The 18,860-nt window shown below is 71.0% G+C and carries 18 protein-coding genes; 6 read left to right on the top strand and 12 right to left on the bottom strand.

The genetic code is table 11. The annotated features are described in order from the left end of the window. Positions 1 to 11: 11 nt before the first annotated feature. The 4 genes from OG589_RS18340 to OG589_RS18355 form a co-directional block, all read right to left on the bottom strand. The gene (locus OG589_RS18340; RefSeq protein ID WP_405150619.1) at positions 12 to 506 is read right to left on the bottom strand and encodes an aromatic-ring-hydroxylating dioxygenase subunit beta; all 495 of its coding nucleotides are present in this window, start codon (positions 504 to 506) and stop codon (positions 12 to 14) included. Continuing rightward, the gene (locus OG589_RS18345) at positions 503 to 1,753 is read right to left on the bottom strand and encodes a Rieske 2Fe-2S domain-containing protein (protein ID WP_405150621.1); all 1,251 of its coding nucleotides are present in this window, start codon (positions 1,751 to 1,753) and stop codon (positions 503 to 505) included. Before OG589_RS18345 ends, OG589_RS18340 begins: the two co-directional genes overlap by 4 nt. Continuing rightward, positions 1,750 to 3,447, bottom strand: a complete 1,698-nt coding sequence (locus tag OG589_RS18350) for a class I adenylate-forming enzyme family protein (protein WP_405150623.1) — start codon at positions 3,445 to 3,447, stop codon at positions 1,750 to 1,752. The genes OG589_RS18345 and OG589_RS18350 overlap by 4 nt, the downstream gene beginning before the upstream one ends. Before the next feature lie 315 nt (positions 3,448 to 3,762). Further along, on the bottom strand, positions 3,763 to 4,554 hold the full coding sequence (locus tag OG589_RS18355; protein ID WP_405150625.1) for an enoyl-CoA hydratase/isomerase family protein: 792 nt from the start codon (positions 4,552 to 4,554) through the stop codon (positions 3,763 to 3,765). Positions 4,555 to 4,648: 94 nt separating this feature from the next. Between OG589_RS18355 and OG589_RS18360 the strand changes: the two genes are divergently transcribed. Continuing rightward, positions 4,649 to 5,677, top strand: a complete 1,029-nt coding sequence (locus OG589_RS18360) for an MBL fold metallo-hydrolase (RefSeq protein WP_405150626.1) — start codon at positions 4,649 to 4,651, stop codon at positions 5,675 to 5,677. A gap of 6 nt (positions 5,678 to 5,683) precedes the next feature. Here OG589_RS18360 and OG589_RS18365 read toward each other — a convergent pair whose 3' ends face one another. Genes OG589_RS18365 through OG589_RS18380 form a run of 4 tightly spaced genes read right to left on the bottom strand, consistent with a single transcriptional unit; the run spans position 5,684 to position 8,490 of the window. Then, the gene (locus tag OG589_RS18365; protein ID WP_405150627.1) at positions 5,684 to 6,493 is read right to left on the bottom strand and encodes an enoyl-CoA hydratase/isomerase family protein; all 810 of its coding nucleotides are present in this window, start codon (positions 6,491 to 6,493) and stop codon (positions 5,684 to 5,686) included. Position 6,494: 1 nt separating this feature from the next. After that, a complete protein-coding gene (locus tag OG589_RS18370; protein ID WP_405150628.1) occupies positions 6,495 to 7,283 on the bottom strand; it encodes an enoyl-CoA hydratase/isomerase family protein in 789 nt (262 codons plus the stop codon). Beyond that, positions 7,280 to 8,041, bottom strand: a complete 762-nt coding sequence (gene fabG, locus OG589_RS18375) for a 3-oxoacyl-ACP reductase FabG (protein ID WP_405150630.1) — start codon at positions 8,039 to 8,041, stop codon at positions 7,280 to 7,282. The genes OG589_RS18370 and fabG overlap by 4 nt, the downstream gene beginning before the upstream one ends. Further along, positions 8,038 to 8,490, bottom strand: coding sequence for a MaoC family dehydratase (locus tag OG589_RS18380; RefSeq protein WP_405150631.1), 453 nt, complete (start codon positions 8,488 to 8,490; stop codon positions 8,038 to 8,040). Before OG589_RS18380 ends, fabG begins: the two co-directional genes overlap by 4 nt. A 150-nt stretch (positions 8,491 to 8,640) precedes the next feature. On the opposite strand from OG589_RS18380, the gene OG589_RS18385 reads away from it, so the two are divergent. From OG589_RS18385 to OG589_RS18400, 4 genes are all read left to right on the top strand, one after another. After that, on the top strand, positions 8,641 to 9,438 hold the full coding sequence (locus OG589_RS18385; protein ID WP_405150633.1) for an SDR family NAD(P)-dependent oxidoreductase: 798 nt from the start codon (positions 8,641 to 8,643) through the stop codon (positions 9,436 to 9,438). A 139-nt stretch (positions 9,439 to 9,577) separates the two neighbouring features. Continuing rightward, positions 9,578 to 10,735 (top strand): acyl-CoA dehydrogenase family protein, encoded by a 1,158-nt coding sequence (locus OG589_RS18390; RefSeq protein WP_405150635.1) that lies wholly within the window; start codon positions 9,578 to 9,580, stop codon positions 10,733 to 10,735. Positions 10,736 to 10,815: 80 nt separating this feature from the next. Continuing rightward, the gene (locus OG589_RS18395; protein ID WP_405150637.1) at positions 10,816 to 11,517 is read left to right on the top strand and encodes a TetR/AcrR family transcriptional regulator; all 702 of its coding nucleotides are present in this window, start codon (positions 10,816 to 10,818) and stop codon (positions 11,515 to 11,517) included. 83 nt (positions 11,518 to 11,600) lie between these two features. Further along, a complete protein-coding gene (locus OG589_RS18400; RefSeq protein WP_405150638.1) occupies positions 11,601 to 12,776 on the top strand; it encodes a CaiB/BaiF CoA transferase family protein in 1,176 nt (391 codons plus the stop codon). Between the two features lie 21 nt (positions 12,777 to 12,797). Here OG589_RS18400 and OG589_RS18405 read toward each other — a convergent pair whose 3' ends face one another. After that, the gene (locus OG589_RS18405) at positions 12,798 to 13,808 is read right to left on the bottom strand and encodes a MaoC family dehydratase (protein WP_405150639.1); all 1,011 of its coding nucleotides are present in this window, start codon (positions 13,806 to 13,808) and stop codon (positions 12,798 to 12,800) included. Beyond that, positions 13,805 to 14,659, bottom strand: a complete 855-nt coding sequence (locus OG589_RS18410) for an HpcH/HpaI aldolase/citrate lyase family protein (RefSeq protein WP_405150640.1) — start codon at positions 14,657 to 14,659, stop codon at positions 13,805 to 13,807. Before OG589_RS18410 ends, OG589_RS18405 begins: the two co-directional genes overlap by 4 nt. A gap of 132 nt (positions 14,660 to 14,791) precedes the next feature. Here OG589_RS18410 and OG589_RS18415 point away from each other — a divergent pair, with 132 nt between their 5' ends. Beyond that, on the top strand, positions 14,792 to 15,484 hold the full coding sequence (locus OG589_RS18415; RefSeq protein WP_405150642.1) for a TetR/AcrR family transcriptional regulator: 693 nt from the start codon (positions 14,792 to 14,794) through the stop codon (positions 15,482 to 15,484). 84 nt (positions 15,485 to 15,568) lie between these two features. Here OG589_RS18415 and OG589_RS18420 read toward each other — a convergent pair whose 3' ends face one another. Both OG589_RS18420 and OG589_RS18425 read right to left on the bottom strand, forming a co-directional pair. Then, positions 15,569 to 17,548: a CocE/NonD family hydrolase gene (locus OG589_RS18420; protein ID WP_405150644.1), complete on the bottom strand. Its 1,980-nt coding sequence runs from the start codon at positions 17,546 to 17,548 to the stop codon at positions 15,569 to 15,571. A 148-nt stretch (positions 17,549 to 17,696) separates the two neighbouring features. Continuing rightward, positions 17,697 to 18,857 (bottom strand): Glu/Leu/Phe/Val dehydrogenase dimerization domain-containing protein, encoded by a 1,161-nt coding sequence (locus OG589_RS18425; RefSeq protein WP_405152067.1) that lies wholly within the window; start codon positions 18,855 to 18,857, stop codon positions 17,697 to 17,699. Between the last annotated feature and the right edge of the window lie 3 nt (positions 18,858 to 18,860).

Here is an 18,860-nt window from a genome sequence, read left to right on the forward strand (position 1 = left end):
GCCGGACTCCTTCAGATGAGGAACGCCAGGGTGGAGAGCGCCTCCGCGCTGTTCACCAGGACGACCTTCTTGTAGGCCAGCCGGATGCCGTCCTCGGCACGGCGCAGCCGGTAGGTGGTGCGGCCCGCCCACAGGGTGGTCCCGCGCTCGCGGGACTCGACGAGCACGAAGTTCGCCTCGGCCACGATGTCGGCCCCCTCGGCCTCGACCACCTCGACATTGGAGATCAGCCGCCGCATGTTGGAGGGCGGCGACTGGGAGTACCGCTTACCCGTCTTGAGCTGGCTGATCCGGGTCCTGATGCGGCTGCGGTTGTCGTAGATCACCGACATATGCCGCTCGGGATCGGCGTCGGGGCCTCCGGCGGGCACCCAGTAAAGCGCGTCGTCGGTCCACAGGGCCTCCCATCCGTCGTAGTCGTGCTCGTCGGCGAGCCGCGCCTCGCGGTAGAGGAAACGCTCGATCTCGCGAAGGTCCGGGCCGGTGTGTTCGGCCAGGCTGCTCACTGGGCGTCCTCCCGCTCCATCAGGCTCCGGTAGTGCGACCAGAAGCCGCGCATCCCGGTCTCGTCGTTGGCGGAACCGATGCGGAACCCGTTCTCGTCGGTCCGCTCGCGGCCGACGCCGCGGCGGATGTCGAGCCACTCGGGCCGCCGGGCGGCCACGCCACGCTGGTTGCGCTCGTACATCTCCGAGTCGTCGGCCAGCAGCATGCCCGCGGGCCCGACCGACCCGACGCACTGCGACAGCAGCCTGCGGTTCATCTCCGGCGCGCCCTTGAGCTGCACCGCGGTGACGTTCTGCACGGTCTCGTCCACCGCCGTCGGCTGGATCATGAAGACGCTGATCTCGGCGATGAACAGGTTGGGGAAGACCATGACGTGCGGGGCGCCCTCGATGAGGATCTCCTCGGCCTGCTCGCCGTGGAGCGCGCGCATCTTCGCCACGTAGTCGGGGACCTTGGCCTCGGAGGTGCCGAACCAGCCCATGGGGCGGCCGACCCGGCGGAACTCCGGGCGCAGGTCGTTCTCGCTGTGACCGCCGCCGAGGTCACGGGTGACGGCGGTCGACTTGTCGCTGTAGAGGGCCCCGATGGGGCTCCCTGTGACGCTGAAGACGGAGCCGTGCACGAACTGCGGGTGGTAGCCGTCGGTCTCGTTCTCGACCAGCAGCTTCCAGTTCGCCTTGGCGCGGTGCTTGAGCCAGCCGGCGGTCAGCTCGACCTCCCCCTCGGGGGAGAGCCTGGCCAGCCGGTCCAGCTCGCCCGCCGCGCCGCCGAGGTGCTCCCTCAGGTTCGGCCCGTCGGCGGCGAAGCTGGCGAACACGAAGCCCTGGTAGGTGTCCACCCGCGGCACCCGGCCAAGGCCGAGGGCGATCTTTCCCTTACCGCCGTATCCCTGGTTGTAGGGGTAGCCGAGCAGCTCACCGGTGTTGCGGTAGGTCCAGCCGTGGTAGGGGCAGCGGAAGGAGCTGGAGTTGCCCCGCTGATCCTCGCAGACCAGGTTGCCGCGGTGCGCGCACCGGTTGAGCAGCAGGCTGACCTCTCCGTCCGCGCTCCTGGTCATGATGACGTCCTGGGCGGCGACCTTCTTGCGGACGTAGTCGCCGGGCTGCGCCACCTCGCTCACGTGCCCGACGCACACCCAGGTGCGGTACCAGATCCGTTCGAGCTCTTCGGCGAAGATGTCCGGATCGGTGTACAGCGAGCCGTGCACCCTCTCGGGCTGGATCAGCTCCGAGTATTGGACGGTCACGACTTCCCTCCTTCGATTCGTGTCCTGGCCTGCTGGACAAGCCGAAATTTCTGGATCTTTCCGGTCGGCGTAGTTGGCAGCTCGGACGGCTCCGCGAACAGCACGTGCTTGGGCACCTTGAAACGGGCCAGTTTCTCCCTGCAGATCGCGAAGATCTCGTCCGCGTCGAGCTTCGCGCCGGGTTCGGGAACGACCCAGACACAGCCGGTCTCGCCCCATCTGTCGTCGGGCACTCCGATCGCATAGGCCTGGCTGACACCCGGATGCGCGGTGAGCAGATCCTCGATCTCCTTGGGCATCACCAGCTCGCCGCCGCTCTTGTAGAGCTCCTTGCTGCGGCCCGTGATCTGCAGGTAGCCGTCGTCGCGGATGCGGCCGAGGTCACCGGAGTGCACCCAGCCGTCCCGCAGGGCGAGCGCGGTCTCCTCAGGCTTGTTCCAGAAACCCAGCATGTGCGTCGGCCCGGTGGAGACGATCTCGCCCTCGGCGCCCGGCGGCAGGAACTCCCCCGTCACCGGGTCGACCGTCTTGTAGACGCAGATGTCGCCGGGCAGCCCGGCGACGCCCGCGAGCTTGGGCCGGCCGACGGTGTCCGAGGCGCGCTCCAGCGGGTCCTCCGGCAGGGACATCGTCATCGCCCCGCCGCACTCGGTCATGCCGTAGCCGGTGGTCACCTCGGTGACCCCGAGCTCGGCGCGGACCTGCTCCCAAAGCCAGACCGGGGAGGGCGCGGCGCCGGACAGGATGGCGAACAGCGAGGACAGGTCCCTCGTGACGCGGTCGGGGTGCTCCAGCAGCGCCACCGTCATGGTCGGCACGCAAAGGATCTCGGTGGCCCGGTGGCGCTCGATCCCCTCGAAGTAGGAGGCCGGGCTGAACTTGGCCTGCGGGATGATCGCTCCGCCCACCATCATGGCCGCCAGCAGGCCCTCCACGTAGCCGAACATGTGGTAGCAGGGCAGCGAGAACAGGATGCGGCGGCCATCCTCGAATGCCCGGGTCAGCGCGGTGGCGTAGGCCGTGCGCTGCACGGCGTCGTGGGTGACCATCACGCCCTTGGGCGAGCCGGTGGTGCCGGAGGTGTAGAGGATGTCGCCGAGGTCGTCGGGCGACCGCGTCCCGGGCACGGCCGCGCCGGGGTTGCGCGCGCCCAGCTCGCCGAGGCCGTCCACGGTGATGGCCCCCTCACGGGTCCGCCCGTCCGTGGACAGCAGCACGACCTGCCGCAGCTGCGGCAGCGCCTGGCTTCCGCCGTGCTCCCAGCCGGGGGCGACGGTGTCGAGCATGTCGAGGTAGTCCAGCCCGGCGAAGCCGGTCATGGTGATCAGCGCGTTGCACTCGGACTGGGCCAGGACGTAGGCGAGCTCCTCCTGCCGGTACAGGTAGTTGAACGGGATGGCGACCGCGCCGGCCCGGGCGATCGCGAACTTCAGCGGGATGAACTCCAGGTAGTTGGCCATCAGCAGGCCGACCCGGTCACCCGGCCGGACTCCGAGCGCCACCAGCCCGTCGGCCAGCCGCGCCGACCACTCCGCGGCTTCGGCATAGCTGAGGGTCCGCTCGTCGGTCAGGACGAACGGCCGCTCGCCGAACTCCGCCGCGCAGTGGTCCAGCCGCGCGTCGAGGGTGAGCGGCGTCCACTCCGGAAACCGCGCGCTCAGCCGCTCGCGGCGCTCGCCGACGCTCGGAACCATGGCTTACCTCCTGAATTATTTAATCTTAATTAGAATAACTTGTCAAAGCGTCGCGGGGCCGGGAGGAGGCGTGTGGTGGGGCCGCCGGCGAGCGGCCCGTGGTCGGTGGTCACGGGCCCTCGCCTCCGAGGCGCGAGGTCGCTCTCACGGGACGGGCACCCGGCGACGAGCGGCCGTACCACGCGGGCGCCTCAGGCTACATAATCCAGATTAAAAAAGTAAGACCCTTCGACGAGGGGATCCGCACGGCGGACGAGCCAGGGCCGGCCGCGAGGCGCTCCCGCCTGAGGCACCCGCCAGGAGGGCGGGATCGAGTTACCTGCCGCGGAAGACCGGAGGCCGGCGTTCGTGGAACGCCGCCACGCCCTCGGCGAAGTCGTCGGTGTCGAACAGGCGGACCTGGTTGTCGACCTCGCGCGCCAGCACATCGTAGGGATCGGACGGCCCTTCGACGAGCATCGCCTTGATGGCGGCGAGAGCCAGTGGCGGCCCCGCGGCGAGCCTCTCGCCGTCGGCCAGCGCCGTCTCGAGGGCGGCGCCCGGTGCGGTCAGCACATCGGCCAGGCCGATCTCCAGCGCCTCCGCCCCGCGAACCTCCCGGGGCAGCATGAGCAGCCGGCGCGCCGCGGCGAGCCCCGCGCGACGCCGCAACGACCAGAATATGCCCAGATCACCGGCGAGCCCCACCCTGGTGAAGGTCGCGTTGAAGGTGGCGTCGGAGGCGGCGACCACCTGGTCGCAGGCAAGGGCCAGCGCCGCCCCCGCCCCGAAGGCGAAGCCCTCGACCGCGGCCAGGACGGGCTTGGGCCCGGACCAGATCGCGCGGACGATGCGCTGCGCCGCCTCCGCCCGGGGCCGGGTCTGCTCGGGCGACTGGCGGCTCATGGTGGAGATGTCACCGCCGGAGCAGAACGTGCCGCCCGCACCGGTCAGGACGACCACCCGCACGGCGGCGTCGGCCATCGCCTCCTCGATCCGCTCGGCGAGCACGACCCGCAGAGCCAGATCGATGGCGTTGCGGCGGCGCGGCCGGTTCAGGGTCAGCACCCGCACGGCACCGTGGTCCAGCACGCGGACACAGTCACCCTCGGTGGCCTGCTGCGACATGTAATCCTCACCCCACGTTTTTGAATTTAATTTCAAATAATACAGTAGGGGCGACCAGCACCTCAGACAAGCGACCGGCGGCGAAGGGGCATATATGACGATCGCAGAACAGCCCGAGGATTGGACCGAGCCGGGCGTCCATCTGGTGCGCCCGGGAGTCCATCGGGTGCCGCTGCCACTCCCCTCCAACGGCCTGCGAGCGGTGAACTCCTACGTGATCGAGAGCCCGGAGGGGCCGATCGTCGTCGACTCCGGATGGGCGATGCCGGACACCGAGAAGGCACTGGCCGAAGCGCTGAGAACGCTCGGACACCGGCTGGCGGACGTCGCCTGTGTCCTGGTGACCCACGCCCACTGGGACCACTACTCCCAGGCCCTGGCGCTCCACCGCGCCTTCGGCACCCGGGTGCGGATCGGCCGTGGTGAGCGGCCCTCCATCGAGGGGTTCAACCAGGCCGAGGGGCTCTACCCCCGCCAGGTCGAACTGCTCCGCCGCTGCGGAGCACCGGAGATCGCCGACCGCGTCGCCACCGAGGAGATCGCCGAGCACGAGCGCGACATGCCGTGGAGTCTCCCCGACGGGTGGCTGGACGACGGCGAGCGGGTATCCCTCGGCCCCGTCGAGCTCGACGTGTTCGCCACTCCGGGGCACACCAGCGGGCACGTGGTGCTGCGCGACGCCGCCGCCGGGCTGCTGTTCGCCGGTGACCACGTGCTCCCGCACATCACTCCGTCGATCGGGCTGGAGGTCGTCCCCGAGCCCAAGCCGCTCCACAGCTACCTCGACTCCCTGCGGCTGGTCCGCGGGATGCCCGACACCCTGCTGCTTCCCGCCCACGGTCCGGTGACCCCCAGCGTCCACACCCGGGTCGAGGAGTTGCTGGTCCATCACGAGGAGCGGCTCGACGCCTCCGCGCGCGAGGTCAGGGCCGGGGCGCGGACGGCGTACGAGGTGGCCCGGGCGATCAGGTGGACCCGCCGCCGCCACAAGCTGGACGACCTCGACGTGTTCAGCCAGATGCTCGCCGTACTGGAGATCGACGCCCATCTGGACCTGCTGGCCGACCAGGGCGTGCTCGTCGCCGCCGACCTGGACGGCGTCCGGGCCTACGCACCGTCCTGAGACGGATCAGCGACCGGTGAAGACCGGGCTTCGGCGCTCGATGACGGCGGCCAGGCCCTCCCGCGCGTCCGCCATGCCGGACAGCTCGGCGACCGTGCGGGCCTCCTCCGGCAGTCTGGCCTCCACGTTCGCCCCGAGGCCGTCCCACAGCAGCCGCTTGGTGGCGGCCAGCGCCCGGGGGGCGCCGGCGGCGAGCGTACGCGCCAGCGCGAGACCCTCGTCGAGCAGGGCGTCGTCGGCGACCACCCGCGTGATCAGGCCGATGTCGAGGGCCTCGGCGGCGGTGAGGACGGGGTTGGTCAGCACGATCTCCATCGCCTTGCGCAGCCCGACCAGCCGGGGGAGGGTGACCGAGACGCCCGCGTCGGGCGCCATGCCCACCCGGGTGGCTCCGGCCAGGAACCTCGCGGACTCGGCGGCGATCACCAGGTCGGCGGCGCACACCAGGCCGAACCCGCCGCCGCCCGCGGCGAAGCCGTGCACGGCGGCCACCACCGGCGCCTGCAGCCGCATCAGCGCCGAGGTCGAGATCTGCAGCCAGGAGGTGGCCTCCCGCAGATAGTCGGGCAGGTTCTCCCCCTTGGTCGCGAACGTCTTGACGTCACCGCCGGCGCAGAAGTTCCGGCCCTCTCCGGTGAGCAGCACGGCGCGCACGCCCGGCTCGCCGTGGCAACGCATGACCGCCGTGTAGAGCCCCTGCAGGAACGGCACGTCCATCCCGTTGGAGGCCTCGGGCCGGTTCAGCCGCAGGCGGGCCACCCCGTCCGCGTCGAGGTCCAGCAGCACCGGGCCGGAGCCGATCAGTTCACGTATCATCTCAAGCTCCCTTGAAAGCGACGATGCCCGCCGCGGCGGATTCCCCGGCGAGGTGGTCGAGTACGGTCTCCAGTTCCAGCGCGAGCCCTTCCGCCGGCGGCAGGTCCAGCCCGGCGTGGACCAGGCGCTTGATCCGGGTCAGGGCGTCGCGATCGCGGCCGGCCAGCTCCGCGGCGAACGCGTTCACCGCCTCGTCGAAGCCGTCCGCGGGCAGCGACCGGTAGGCCAGCCCCCAGGAGACCGCCTCGGCCGCCGTCAGCCTCTCGCCGGACAGGATGTGGCCGAGCGCGCGCTGCCGCCCGACCAGCCGGGGCAGCCGTTGGGTGCTGCCCCCACCGGGCACCTGCCCGAACCTGGCATGGTTGTCGGCGATCTTCGCGTTCTCGTGCACCAGCACGATGTCGCAGGCCTGCATCAGCTCGAAGCCGCCCGCCATCGCGTACCCCTCGACGGCGGCGACCACCGGGACCGGCAGGTGGGCGATAGCGGCGCAGGCCCTGCCGAAGTTCACGAACAGCGGGCGCATCGCCTCCCTTCCACCGGCGCGCAGCCGTTCGAGCTCGTGGAAGTCGCCGCCGGCCGAGAAGTTCCCGCCGGCCCCTCGCACCAGGATGACGTTCACCTCATCCGCGAGGCGGACCAGCGCCTGCTCCAGCTCGCCGCCGAGCTCGACGGTGATCGCGTTCATGGCCTCCGGCCGGTTGAGGACGACGTGCCCCACCGCACCGTCCACCCGGCTCAGCACGACGCCGCTGCTGTGCTTGCCGGTTCGTTCGCTTCGCTCGCTCACATCAGCCTCCCGCCGCCGACCTCGAGCACCGCGCCGGTCATGTAGCTCGCCAGGTCGGAGGCGAGGAACAGGACCGCCCCCGCGACCTCGCGCGGCTCGCCGGCCCGCTTCATCGGGATGTCGGCCTCGCGGGCGGCGAAGACGTCGGGCGGCATGGCCTCGGTCATCGCGGTCCGGATGAGGCCCGGCTGCACGGCGTTGACCCGGACGCCCCGGTGAGCCAGTTCCTTGGCCGCGGCCTTGGTGAGGCCGACGATGCCGGCCTTGGCCGCGCTGTAGTTGGTCTGGCCGAAGTTGCCCGACTTCCCCGACAGGGAGGAGATGTTGATGATCGAGCCCGAGCCGGCCTCACGCATCACCACCGCGGCGGCGCGCACGCCCAGCCAGGTGCCGCGCAGATGAACCGTGATCACCGCGTCGAAGTCCTGCACGGTCATCTTCTTCAGCGAGGCGTCCCTGGTGATGCCGGCGTTGTTGACGAAGATGTCCAGCGATCCGAACCGCTCGACCGTGCCCGCGACGAGAGCGCCGACCTGGGCCTCGTCGGTGACGTCGCAGCCGTACGACCAGACGGCCTGCTCGTCCCCGAGCCCGGCCGCCGCCGTGGCCGCCTCCTCGGCGTCCCGGTCGGCCAGGACGACCCGGGCGCCCTGTTCGCGCAGCAGTCGGGCGATCTCCAGCCCGATGCCGCGCGCCGCGCCCGTCACGATCGCGGTGCGGCCCGCCACCAGCCCCGCCCCGAGTCCCGTCCCCGTCATGCGAAGTACCTCAGGACCGACTCGGCCACGCACACCGGCTTGTCGACGCCCTCGGCCTCGATCGTCGTGGACACCACCGCCTGAGCCGCGCCGTCCATCGGGGTGACCTCCGCGAGCCGCGCGGTCGCCCGCAGCTTCGAGCCCACCGGGACCAGCGCCGGGAAGCGCACCTTGTTCAGGCCGTAGTTGACCGCCATCCTCAGTCCGTCGACCCGGTAGATCTGCTGGAAGAACGCCGGGAGCAGCGACAGCGTGAGGTAGCCGTGCGCGATCGGCCCTCCGAAGGGGCCGTCCTTGGCCCGCTCCACATCGACATGGATCCACTGATGGTCGTCGGTGGCATCGGCGAACCCGTCGACCCGCTCCTGCTCGACGGTGAGCCAGTCGCTGGTGCCCAGAACCTCGCCACGCGCCCTGACGAATTCGTCGAGGCCATTGAAGATCCTCATGTTCCTCCTCGGATGGGGGTGCCGCGCTTGCCTTGTTCTAATCTAGATTAGATAAGAATCTGATCCCAAGCCCGGGGTCCCGCCCGATCCCGCGGTGGCCCCTGTCCGGTCCGGGAACATCCGGGCCTCAGCGCAAGGAAACGCAGCGATATGAATCTTGGTCTCACCGACGCCCGGGTCCTGGTGACCGGCGGCGCCTCCAACATCGGACGGGGCATCGTGCACGGATTCGCCGCAGAAGGCGCGCGGATCGCCATCTGCGACCTCGACGGAGACCAGGCCGACCGGGTCCGCGGCGAGGCCCTGGATCGCGGAGCCGCCGCCGCCGAGGTGGTACGGGCCGACCTGGCCGAGGCGGGAGCGGCCACCCGCGCCGCCGGCCGGGTGCTCGACGCCTGGGGCGGCATCGACGTGATGGTGAACAACGCGGGCATCAGCATCCCGGGGTTCGTCGCCGAACACACCGACAGGACGCAGTGGCAGCGCACCTTCGAGGTCAACCTCTTCGCGGCGATCGAGTGCACCCAGGCCGTGCTCCCGCCGATGCGCGAGGCCGGCGCCGGGTCCCTGGTGTACATCGCCAGCGACGCCGCGTTCGGCGAGATCCGGCAGGCCGTTTACGGGGCGTCCAAGGCGGGGATCGTCGCGCTGGCCCGGACGACCGCCAAGGAGCACGGCCGGCATGGCATCCGCTCCAACGTCGTCTGCCCCGGCCTGGTCATCCCGGAGGGCCCGGAGGCCGTCGGGGCCACCAGCCTGTGGGCGGGCGGCCAGGACGCGATCTTCAACGACCGGCAGGTCGACCACATGCTCAAGGCGACCCCCCTGCGCCGGCTGACCACGGCGGAGGACATCGCCGGCACCGTACTCTGGCTCGCCTCCCCGGCGGCGGCCCGCCAGGTCACCGGGCAGGTGATCTCGGTCAGCGGAGGCTACGCGATGCCCTGAGCCACACGCCGCACAACGCGGCCCGGCATCGGCGGCCACCCTCGCGCAACAGCGTAGTCGGCAGTATTCTAATCTATATTAAGTTAAACCTAAGGAGAGCCGCCGCGGGCGACTCTCCCAGACGCGGCTGGAGAGCGAAGTGGCAGAACTGTCCGAGGAGGAGAAGGCGGTCGTGGCGACCGTGCGGGAGTTCGTCGACCGCGAGGTCCGGCCCGTCGCGCGCGACCTCGAACACGCCGACGAGTACCCGGAGAGGCTGATCGAGCAGATGAAACAGCTCGGCATCTTCGGGCTCGCCGTTCCCGAGCCCTACGGCGAGGTTCTGGTCTCCACCGCCTGCTACGCCATGGTCACCGAGGAACTCGCCCGTGGCTGGATGAGCCTGGCCGGCGCCATGGGCGGGCACACCGTGGTCGCGAAGCTCATCTCGATCTTCGGCACCGAGGAGCAGAAGCAGCACTACCTCCCGCGCATGGCCACCGGTGAGATCCGCGCCACGATGGCGCTCACCGAGCCCGGCGGCGGCTCCGACCTGCAGGCCATGTCCACCGTCGCCCGGCATGAGGGCGACGGCTACGTGGTCAACGGCGCCAAGACCTGGATCACCAACTCCCGCCGCTCCCAGCTCATCGCCCTGCTCTGCAAGACCGACCCCGCCGCGAAACCGGCGCACAGCGGCATGAGCATCCTGCTCGTCGAGCACGGGCCCGGCCTTACCGTCTCCCGTGACCTGCCCAAGCTCGGCTACAAAGGCGTGGAGAGCTGCGAGCTGTCCTTCGACGGCTACCACGCCCCCGCCTCCGCGCTGCTGGGCGGCGTCGAAGGCCACGGGTTCGCGCAGATGATGAAGGGACTGGAGACCGGCCGCATCCAGGTCGCCTCGCGCGCCCTCGGCGTGGGCCGGGCCGCGTTCGAGGACGCCCTGCGCTACGCCCAGGAGCGCGAGAGCTTCGGCAAGCCGATCTGGAAGCACCAGTCCATCGGCAACTACCTCGCGGACATGGCCACCAAGCTCACCGCCGCACGCCAGCTGGTGCTGTACGCCGCCGAGCGCGCCGACTCCGGCCGGCGCTGTGATCTGGAAGCCGGGATGGCCAAGCTCTTCGCCTCCGAGACCGCGATGGAGATCGCGCTCAACGCCGTGCGCATCCACGGCGGATACGGCTACTCCACCGAGTTCGACGTCGAACGCTACTTCCGCGACGCCCCGCTGATGATCGTCGGCGAGGGCACCAACGAGATCCAGCGCAACGTCATCGCGGCGCAGCTGGTGAACAGGGGAGGTCTGGATCTTTGACCCCAGAGCGCCCCTCGCCTCGCGGGGACCGCGGACGAGCGGCCACCGCAGGCGACCGAACCCCCCAGTATGATCGGCCGGTGCCCAGTAAAGCCAGGACCAGGTCGGCCTCAAAAGACGGCACCGGCCCGAAGTCCAGCCGTACCCGCGAGCGCATCCTCGACGCGGCGGCGCACGTCCTCAGCCGCAAGGGCTACTCCGGGACGCGGCTCGGGGACATCGCCGACCAGGCGCAGCTTCAGGCGCCGGCGATCTACTACTACTTCGGATCCCGCGAAGAGCTGATCGAAGAGGTGATGTGGACCGGCGCCCGGCGCGTGCGCGAGCACGTCAGCGGGATCCTCGCCGAGCTGCCCCCCGAGACCGGGCCGATGGACCGCATCTGCGCGGCCATCGAGGCCCATCTCCACGTCGAGCTGGAGTTGTCCGACTTCGCCACCGCCCTGATCCGCAACTCCGGCCAGATTCCTGAGGAGCTGCGCACCCGGCAGCTCGCCGAGGAGGCCGAGTACGGCAAGCTGTGGCGTGACCTCTTCCGCGACCTCGACGAGGCCGGCGAGCTCCGGCCGGACCTCGACCTGCGAGTGGCCCATCTGCTGGTTGTCGGCGCCCTGAACTGGGCGGCCGAGTGGTGGAACCCCAAGCGCGGCACCTTCGAGTCCGTCGTCCGCACGGCGCAGTCACTCGTGCGTCACGGCCTCAGCAGCCGGTCACAGCTGATCGAGCCGGCCAAGGAGGCCGTCCCCCGCCCCCGGCGCAAACCGGCTCGCCGTACTCCCTGATCGGCCGGCCGGGCCGTACGCTCTGATTATCTAATATAGATTAGAATCAGAAGTTCGTTATGCCTGATCGAACGGGAGCGAAGATGAGCGGCGGGCCACTGTCCGGGGTCAAGGTTCTGGAGCTCGCCGGGATCGGACCGGCCCCGTTCGCCGGTATGACGCTGGCCGACCTGGGTGCCGAGGTCGTGCGCGTCGACCGGCCGGGAGGCAGCGGGTTCTTCCCCGGAGCCGAGCATCTCGATCTGCTGAACCGGGGTAAGAGATCCATTCTCCTCGACCTCAAGAAGCCGGAGGCGGTGGAAACCGTCCTGGCCATGACCGCCGAGGCCGACGTGCTGATCGAGGGATACCGTCCAGGGGTCGCCGAGCGGCTGGGGCTGGGCCCCGACGCATGTCACGCGCGCAATCCCCGGCTGGTGTACGGCCGCATGACCGGCTGGGGACAGGACGGCCCGCTGGCACAGACGGCGGGCCACGACATCGGCTACATCGCGCTGACCGGCGCCCTGCACGCCATCGGAGAAGCCGGTGGCGGGCCGCAGATCCCGCTCAACCTGCTCGGAGACTTCGGCGGAGGCGGGAACTATCTCGTGATCGGGGTGCTCGCCGCGTTGCGCGAAGCCGATCGCACCGGGCGCGGCCAGGTCGTCGACGCCGCGATCGTCGACGGCACCGCGCACCTCCTGGCCGGAACGCACATGATGCTGGCCACCGGCACCTGGGTGGACGAACGCGGCGTCAACCTGCTCGACGGCGGGGCGCCGTTCTACTCGGTGTACGAGACCGCCGACGGCCGTTACATGGCCGTCGGCGCTCTTGAACCCAGGTTCTACGCCGAACTGCTCGCGAAGCTCGAACTCGACGAGGATCCGGGCAAGCAGCATGACCGAACTCTCTGGCCCGCGCTACGCGCCCGCATCGCGGCCGCCTTCTCCGCCAGGAGCCAGGCGGAGTGGTCGGCGCTCTTCGCCGAGTCCGATGCCTGCGTGGCCCCCGTGGTGAGCCTGCGCGAGGCCGCGCACCATCCGCACATCAAGGCGCGCGGCTCCATCGTGGAGCACGACGGACTGCTGCAACCCGCGCCCGCGCCCCGGTTCTCCCTGACTCCCACCACCATAGGTACGCCCCCTCCGGCGCCGGGCCGGCACACCATCGAGGTGCTCGGCGACTGGGGCATCGACGACGCCGCCGCCCTGATCGACTCCGGAGCGGCGGTGCAGGTTCCCGCCGGCGACGCGAAGGACCGGCGCCGCGAATGAGTTCCGCGGGGTCGGCCACCTCTACGCCAGGACCGCGACGAACCGCCAGTCGAGGACGTCCCGTGGCTCGCCGCCGCCCGTCGCCCTGACGAGCGAGCGGAGATGGACCAGCCCGCCCTCGCCGGGAAGCGCCTGACGGCGCTCGACCACCACCTCGCTGGACAGGGTGTCGCCCTCGTGGACCGGGCCGACATGGTCGCAGCCGTGCCAGGCCACGACCGTGACCAGGTTGGGCAGGGCCCGGGCGACCTGGGACAGGGCGAGACCGATGGTGTGCCCCCCGTACACCAGACGTCGCGAGCCCTCCGCGGCCCGCACATCGTGATGCACCTGCGCCACGTTGAGGGTGAGCCTGGCCAGCTCCGGCGCGCTGGACACCACGTCTCCCCCGCCCACCAGCCACCTCTCGCCCTCGGCGACATCGGAGAAGTGCCGGCCCGCGGTCCGGTCCCTGAACCGGTCGAGCCGCCAGCCCTCCAGCACCCCGCCCACCGCCTCGACGAGGTCCGCGTCGGCGGCGGCCACACCCACCGAGTCGAGATCGGCGTCATGACCGGTCAGCGCTTCGGGATCGCGCAGCGGCATCATCGCGCAGCGCCAGAAGTCGAGCACGGGGAGCCCGGCCTGGTCGACAGTGGTGATCCGTAGCACTGCCAGCCCGGTCGGCCGGCGGCCCGGCTTCGCCCGGTTCTGGCGCAGCGCCACCACCTCCGTGGAGGTGCGCAGGGTGTCGCCGATCACGGGCATCCGGCGGAAGGCGAGGCCGCGGTAGAACAGGTTCGCCTTGACATGGTGGGTGACGAGGGTGGACTGACCGATCGCCACGTCCCAGACGAGCGCCGGATGAGCCAACGGCCCCACTCCCGTGACGTCCCGGCAGAGGTCCGCGTCGAGGGGCAGCCGGAGACGGTCGCCGACGATCGCCTGGTGGGTCGCGGCGTGCCCGGCTGTGAGGGTGACTCCGGGCGCACCGTCGAATACCTGCCCGACCGCAAGCTCGTCGAAGTACGGCCCTTCCATGGTCACCGTCATCGGTTCGCTCCTTCCGCTCGCGCCAGGATCCGTCTGGCCGCCACCGCGACCGCTTCGTCGATCATCTTTCCCTCCAGCTCCACGGCACCCGCGTCGCTCCCGCGCAAAGCGTCGAGCACGGCGCGTGCGTGGGCGACCTCGTCCGCGCCCGGGGTGAACACGGTGTTGACCGTGCCGATCTGGCGGGGATGGATCACCCATTTCCCGTCGAAGCCGAGTTCCCTCGCGCGCAGCACGCATCGGTGGAACGCCTCGTCGTCGGCGAGACCGAGGTAGGGGCCGTCGATGGCCGAAAGACCGGCGCTTCGCGCGGCGACCAGCACCGCGTCCTGGGCGAAGGACCAGCTGTCCGCCGACCGCCCGAGAGACGCCCCGAGGTCGGCGTAGCCGAGAACGAGCGTGCGCAACCGGGGCGAGGCCGTCACGATCTCCCGGAGGTTGGCCAGGCCCTTCGCGGTCTCGATCAGTGCCTGGACGCCGAGCGGTCGTGTCCGCCCGGAGGCCGCCTCGGCCCCGTCCAGCAGCCTGTCGACGAACTCCAGATCTCCCGCGCTCTCCACCTTGGGCAGCACGATGGACTCGGGCAGCCCATCCGGCCCGGCGGAGGCGATGACGTCCAGATGACACCATGCGGTGCGAGCGGCGTTCACCCGGATCGCGACCCGCGCGCCGGCCGTACGGCCGGGCAAGGCGGTCACGGTCGTGCGGGCCTCCGCCTTGCGCGACGCCCGCACGGCGTCCTCGAGATCGAGCACGATCTCGTCGGCATCCGAGTCCCACGCTTTGCGGATCTTCCTGTCGTCCACACCGGGGACCGACAGGCACGAACGAGGTGCGACGGTATGCGTCATGGCTCTCCATCGAGATCTGGGTTTAATTTATATTAGGTTAAATAATAGACGCTGGAGGAGGGCGGCCTGGGGAGGGTTTGGGGCTTGACAGCCGGACCCGGCCGAAAGCGGCGGACCGCGTATGATCGCTTCGTGTCCAGGAAAGCGGCCGACCCGGCCCCGGAAGAGAGCTCCAAATCCGCTCGAACCCGCGAGCGCATCCTCGACGCGACGGCGCACGTCCTCAGCCGCAAAGGCTACTCGGGGACCCGGCTCGGCGACATCGCCGACCAGGCGCAGCTCCAGACACCGGCGATCTACTACTACTTCGGATCCCGCGAAGAGCTGATCGAAGAGGTGATGTGGACCGGCGGCCACCGACTGCGCGAGCATGTGAGGGCGATCCTCGACGAGCTGCCCCCCGAGACCGGCCCGATGGACCGCATCTGCGCCGCGGTCGAAGCCCATCTCCACATCGAGCTGGAGCTCTCCGACTACGCCACCGCCGTCATCCGGAACTCAGGCCAGGTTCCCGAGCATCTTCAGACCCGCCAGCTGGCCGAGGAGGCGGAGTACGGCAGACTGTGGCGTGACCTCTTCCGCGACCTCGGCAACGAAGGCGAGCTCCGCTCGGACCTCGACCCGCGGCTCGCGCACCTCCTGGTGATCGGCGCGCTGAACTGGTCGGCCGAGTGGTGGAACCCCCGGCGTGACACCTTCGAGGCCGTCGTCCGCGTGGCCCAGTCGCTCGTCCGCCACGGTCTCAGCAGCCGGTCGCACCTGGTCGAACCGGACGAGGAGGTCAGGCCGCGCCCGCCGCGCAAGCGAACCCGCCGTTCCCCCTGACGCATCTCCTTCGACCTCGGACTCGCCCTCCAGGTCGTTCTCACGTGTCGAACCCGTAAGGGGCATCGGCGCTCCGGCGCGACTTCACCTGCCGACCTCGACGCGGCGCGCCCAGCGGCGGGTCATGATCTGGATGCCGTCCTGTGTGGCGGTGAGATCTACGGTGATCGCCAGCTCGCCGCCCTCCGCGACCACCTCCACCCGGCTCCGCGTGGTCACCACGGGCCCACCCCGCCAGGCGATCGTGAAGTCGCTGTCCGCCAGGGCCGTCTGGCGGCGGGTCCGGTGGTCCAGGGTGACTTCGCCTTCGTAGCGGTCGGCGTACGACCCTCCGCCCATGAGCTCGGCCGTCGACCCGTAGCCCGACCGGCACCGGGTGACCCGCTGGAGCACGTCCCGCTCAATGGTCCAGACCACGTCCGACGAGTCGGGGACGGGTGCTTCGGTGTAGCGCAGCCCAGCGGCCGGCTCGCCGAAAGACTCCTCGGCGAGCGGCAGCAGCAGGGTGCTGCCGTCGAGGTCGAGCTCCACCCTGACGGCCTCCGGCGAGGCCATCACGTTCGGCCATTCGGCGGTGGCGAGCGCGAGCCTGAGCCGATGGCCGGGGATCACGCGATGCGCCACGACGTCCAGCTCCACCTCGGCCACCACCTCGCCGGTTTCTCCCTCCAGCGGTTCCCCACGCGTTCCGGCGGCCGTCCCCGGGGCGCAGGGCAGGCCGAGCACCCCGCGGCTGACCAGCTCGGAGGTGCCGTCGGGGGCCACGTCGCAGAGTCGTACGGCCAGGGTGCCTCCCGCGCCCGTACGGACGCTCGCGCGCAGGCGGGGATGGCCGACGATGGTCAGCCCCTCGGCGGGGCTCTCCCATTCCACGGTCACGGAGCGGGCGTCGTCGGAGCTCTGGTCCAGCGCCTGGCCCCACGGGAGGGAGCCCGCGCAGTTGTTCCATACGGCGATGCCGATGTCCGGAGCGACCGGAAGGTCCGTCCATCCGGAGCCTTCCCGGGAGTTCGAGACCGCGAGGGGCCCGGAGCCTTCCCGGGGCGTGAGAGGCCGGGGTTGGTCGGGGAGGGCCGGCCATCCTGGCAGGTCGCGGAACTCGCCGTTCACCATGGCGCGGTCGGGGGCGGGCGGGGTGGACGAGCGGACGAAGACGACGGCCGAGCGGTCGGGCACCGCGTCGCGGTCCCCGCGCAGCCAGCGGTCCCACCAGCGGACCATCTCGGGAAGCAGCTCGATGCCCGGCCCGGGGAGCGCGTGGTCCGGTGACGCGTGCGACCACGGCCCGGCGATCACCCGGTACGGCACCCCGTCGCGTTCAAGCGCCGCGCTGAGGCGCGGCACCACGTTCGCGTAGCCGTCCGCCCATCCGGCGACCAGCATGGCCGGCACGGCGATCCGGTCGTGGCCCTGCCTGAGCGAGCCCTGCCGGAGCGAGCCCTGCCGCCAGTACGCGCCGTCGTGCCGTTCCTCCATCCAGCGCGGCAGCCACGGCTCGGTGGCGTCCAGCCGTCGTAGCCATTCCTCCCGCCAGCCCTCGCCGTACACCTCGGGGACGGGGGGCAGCGCGTTCATGGCCGCCATGTAGGCGGGGTAGTCCACGATGTCCAGCCAGCGGTGGATGCCGCCCGCGTAGTGGACGTCGTCGGTGTAGCGGTCGTCGGAGGCGTAGATCGAGCAGATCGCCCTGAGCGCGGGCGGCCGGGCGGCTGCCACGCACAGGGCGTTGAAGCCGCTGTAGGAGGTGCCGTACATGCCGACGCCGCCGTCGCACCACTCCTGCGCCGCCAGCCAGGCGATCACCTCGCACAGGTCGGCCACCTCGGTCGCCGGGTACTCGTCCTCGGGCACCCCCTGGCTCGAACCCGTGCCGCGCACGTCCACCCGGCACACCGCGTACCCGTGCTCGGCCGCCAGCGTCTCGTACTCGGTGCGGTAGCCGTAGGTCACGTCGTCCTTGCGGTACGGCAGCGCCTCCAGCAGGCAGGGCGCGGGCAGCCGTTCGGGAACGTACAGGGTGGCCGCGAGCCTGGTGCCGTCCGCGAGCCCGATCGACGTCAGCACTGCTTCGCCTCCAAGATGTGAGCCGGACGCGGTGCCCCCGGTCATCGCGTGCTCCCCGCGGCGCCCGTCACCGTGTCCTGCCGTTCGGGCCCCGTCATCGCGTGCTCCCCCGCGCCCACCGTCGTCGCGTCCTGCCGTTCGGACGCCGTCATCGTGTGCTGCCCTGGGGGGACGGTACGCGGCCGCTGAGTTCGTAGGCGACCTCTCGCGGGGTCCTCCCGGTACGCGCGGCCTCGTCCAGCACCTCGCCCACGACCCGCCGCATCCACGACCGGATCTTGCCGAAGGCTCCCCCGGCCTGCGCGGGGATGTCCCCGAACAGGGTCCACCACCACCAGGAGTTGGTCGCCGAGTTGGCCACGACATCGGGGACCACCATCACCCCGCGCCCGCGCAGCAGTTCCTCCGCCTCGGCGGTGACCGGGCAGTTGGCGGCCTCGACGATCAGCCGGGCGCGCACGTGGGCGGCCTCGGGAACGCCGACGCAGTACGAGACGGCGGCGGGGACCAGCACGTCGCAGGCGACGTCTAGCCAGCGCTCGCCGGGCAGCTCGCGGTCGTCGTCCCGCAGGCGCGTGCGGTCCATGCGCCCGTGCGCGTCCCGGCTGAGCAGCAGCGTCTCCACGTCCAGCCCGGCCGGGTTGACGACCAGGCCCTCGGTGTCGCTGATGCCGACGATCCGCACCCCGGCCCTGGACAGGAACCTGGCCGTGGCCCCGCCCATCGAGCCGAACCCCTGGACGACGGCCGTGGCGTCCCGAAGCCCCAGGTGCTCGATGGCGGTCAGCGCCGCCTCGGCGACGCCGCACCCGCCCGCGAGGTCGCCGAGCCCGATGCCGTCCACGTCCACGGCGAACGCGGCGTCGAGCCTGGCCAGGGCCGCGTCGGCGTCGTCGAGCAGCGGCAGCACCGCGTCGATGGAGGTGCGCAGCCCGGCCTCGCGACAGGCCGCGTCGATGGCGTCCTGGCGCAGGCCGAGGTCCTCGCCGGTCGCCCAGTACGTCTGGAGGAGGGGCTTCATCGCGGCGATGTAGCGCCGCAGGAGCCCGTCCGCCCGCGGGTCGAGCGGATCACAGTCGATGCCGCCCTTGGCCCCGCCGAGCGGCTGGTACAGGTTGCCGGGTTCGTATGCGAGCGCCTCCTTGTGGCTCATCCCGCGCGCGAGGTCGGCGACCTCGGCCAGGGTGACGCCCTCGCGCATGCGCAGGCCGCCGCTGCCGACCCCGCGTCCCAGCCTGTCGATCACCACGTAGCCGTGGCGTCCTGTGACGTCGTCCGTCCACACGACCTGGAGGAACGGCTGAGGCATGGT

This window comes from Sphaerisporangium sp. NBC_01403, assembly GCF_045040145.1.
GTDB classification, from domain to species: Bacteria; Actinomycetota; Actinomycetes; order Streptosporangiales; family Streptosporangiaceae; genus Sphaerisporangium; species Sphaerisporangium viridialbum.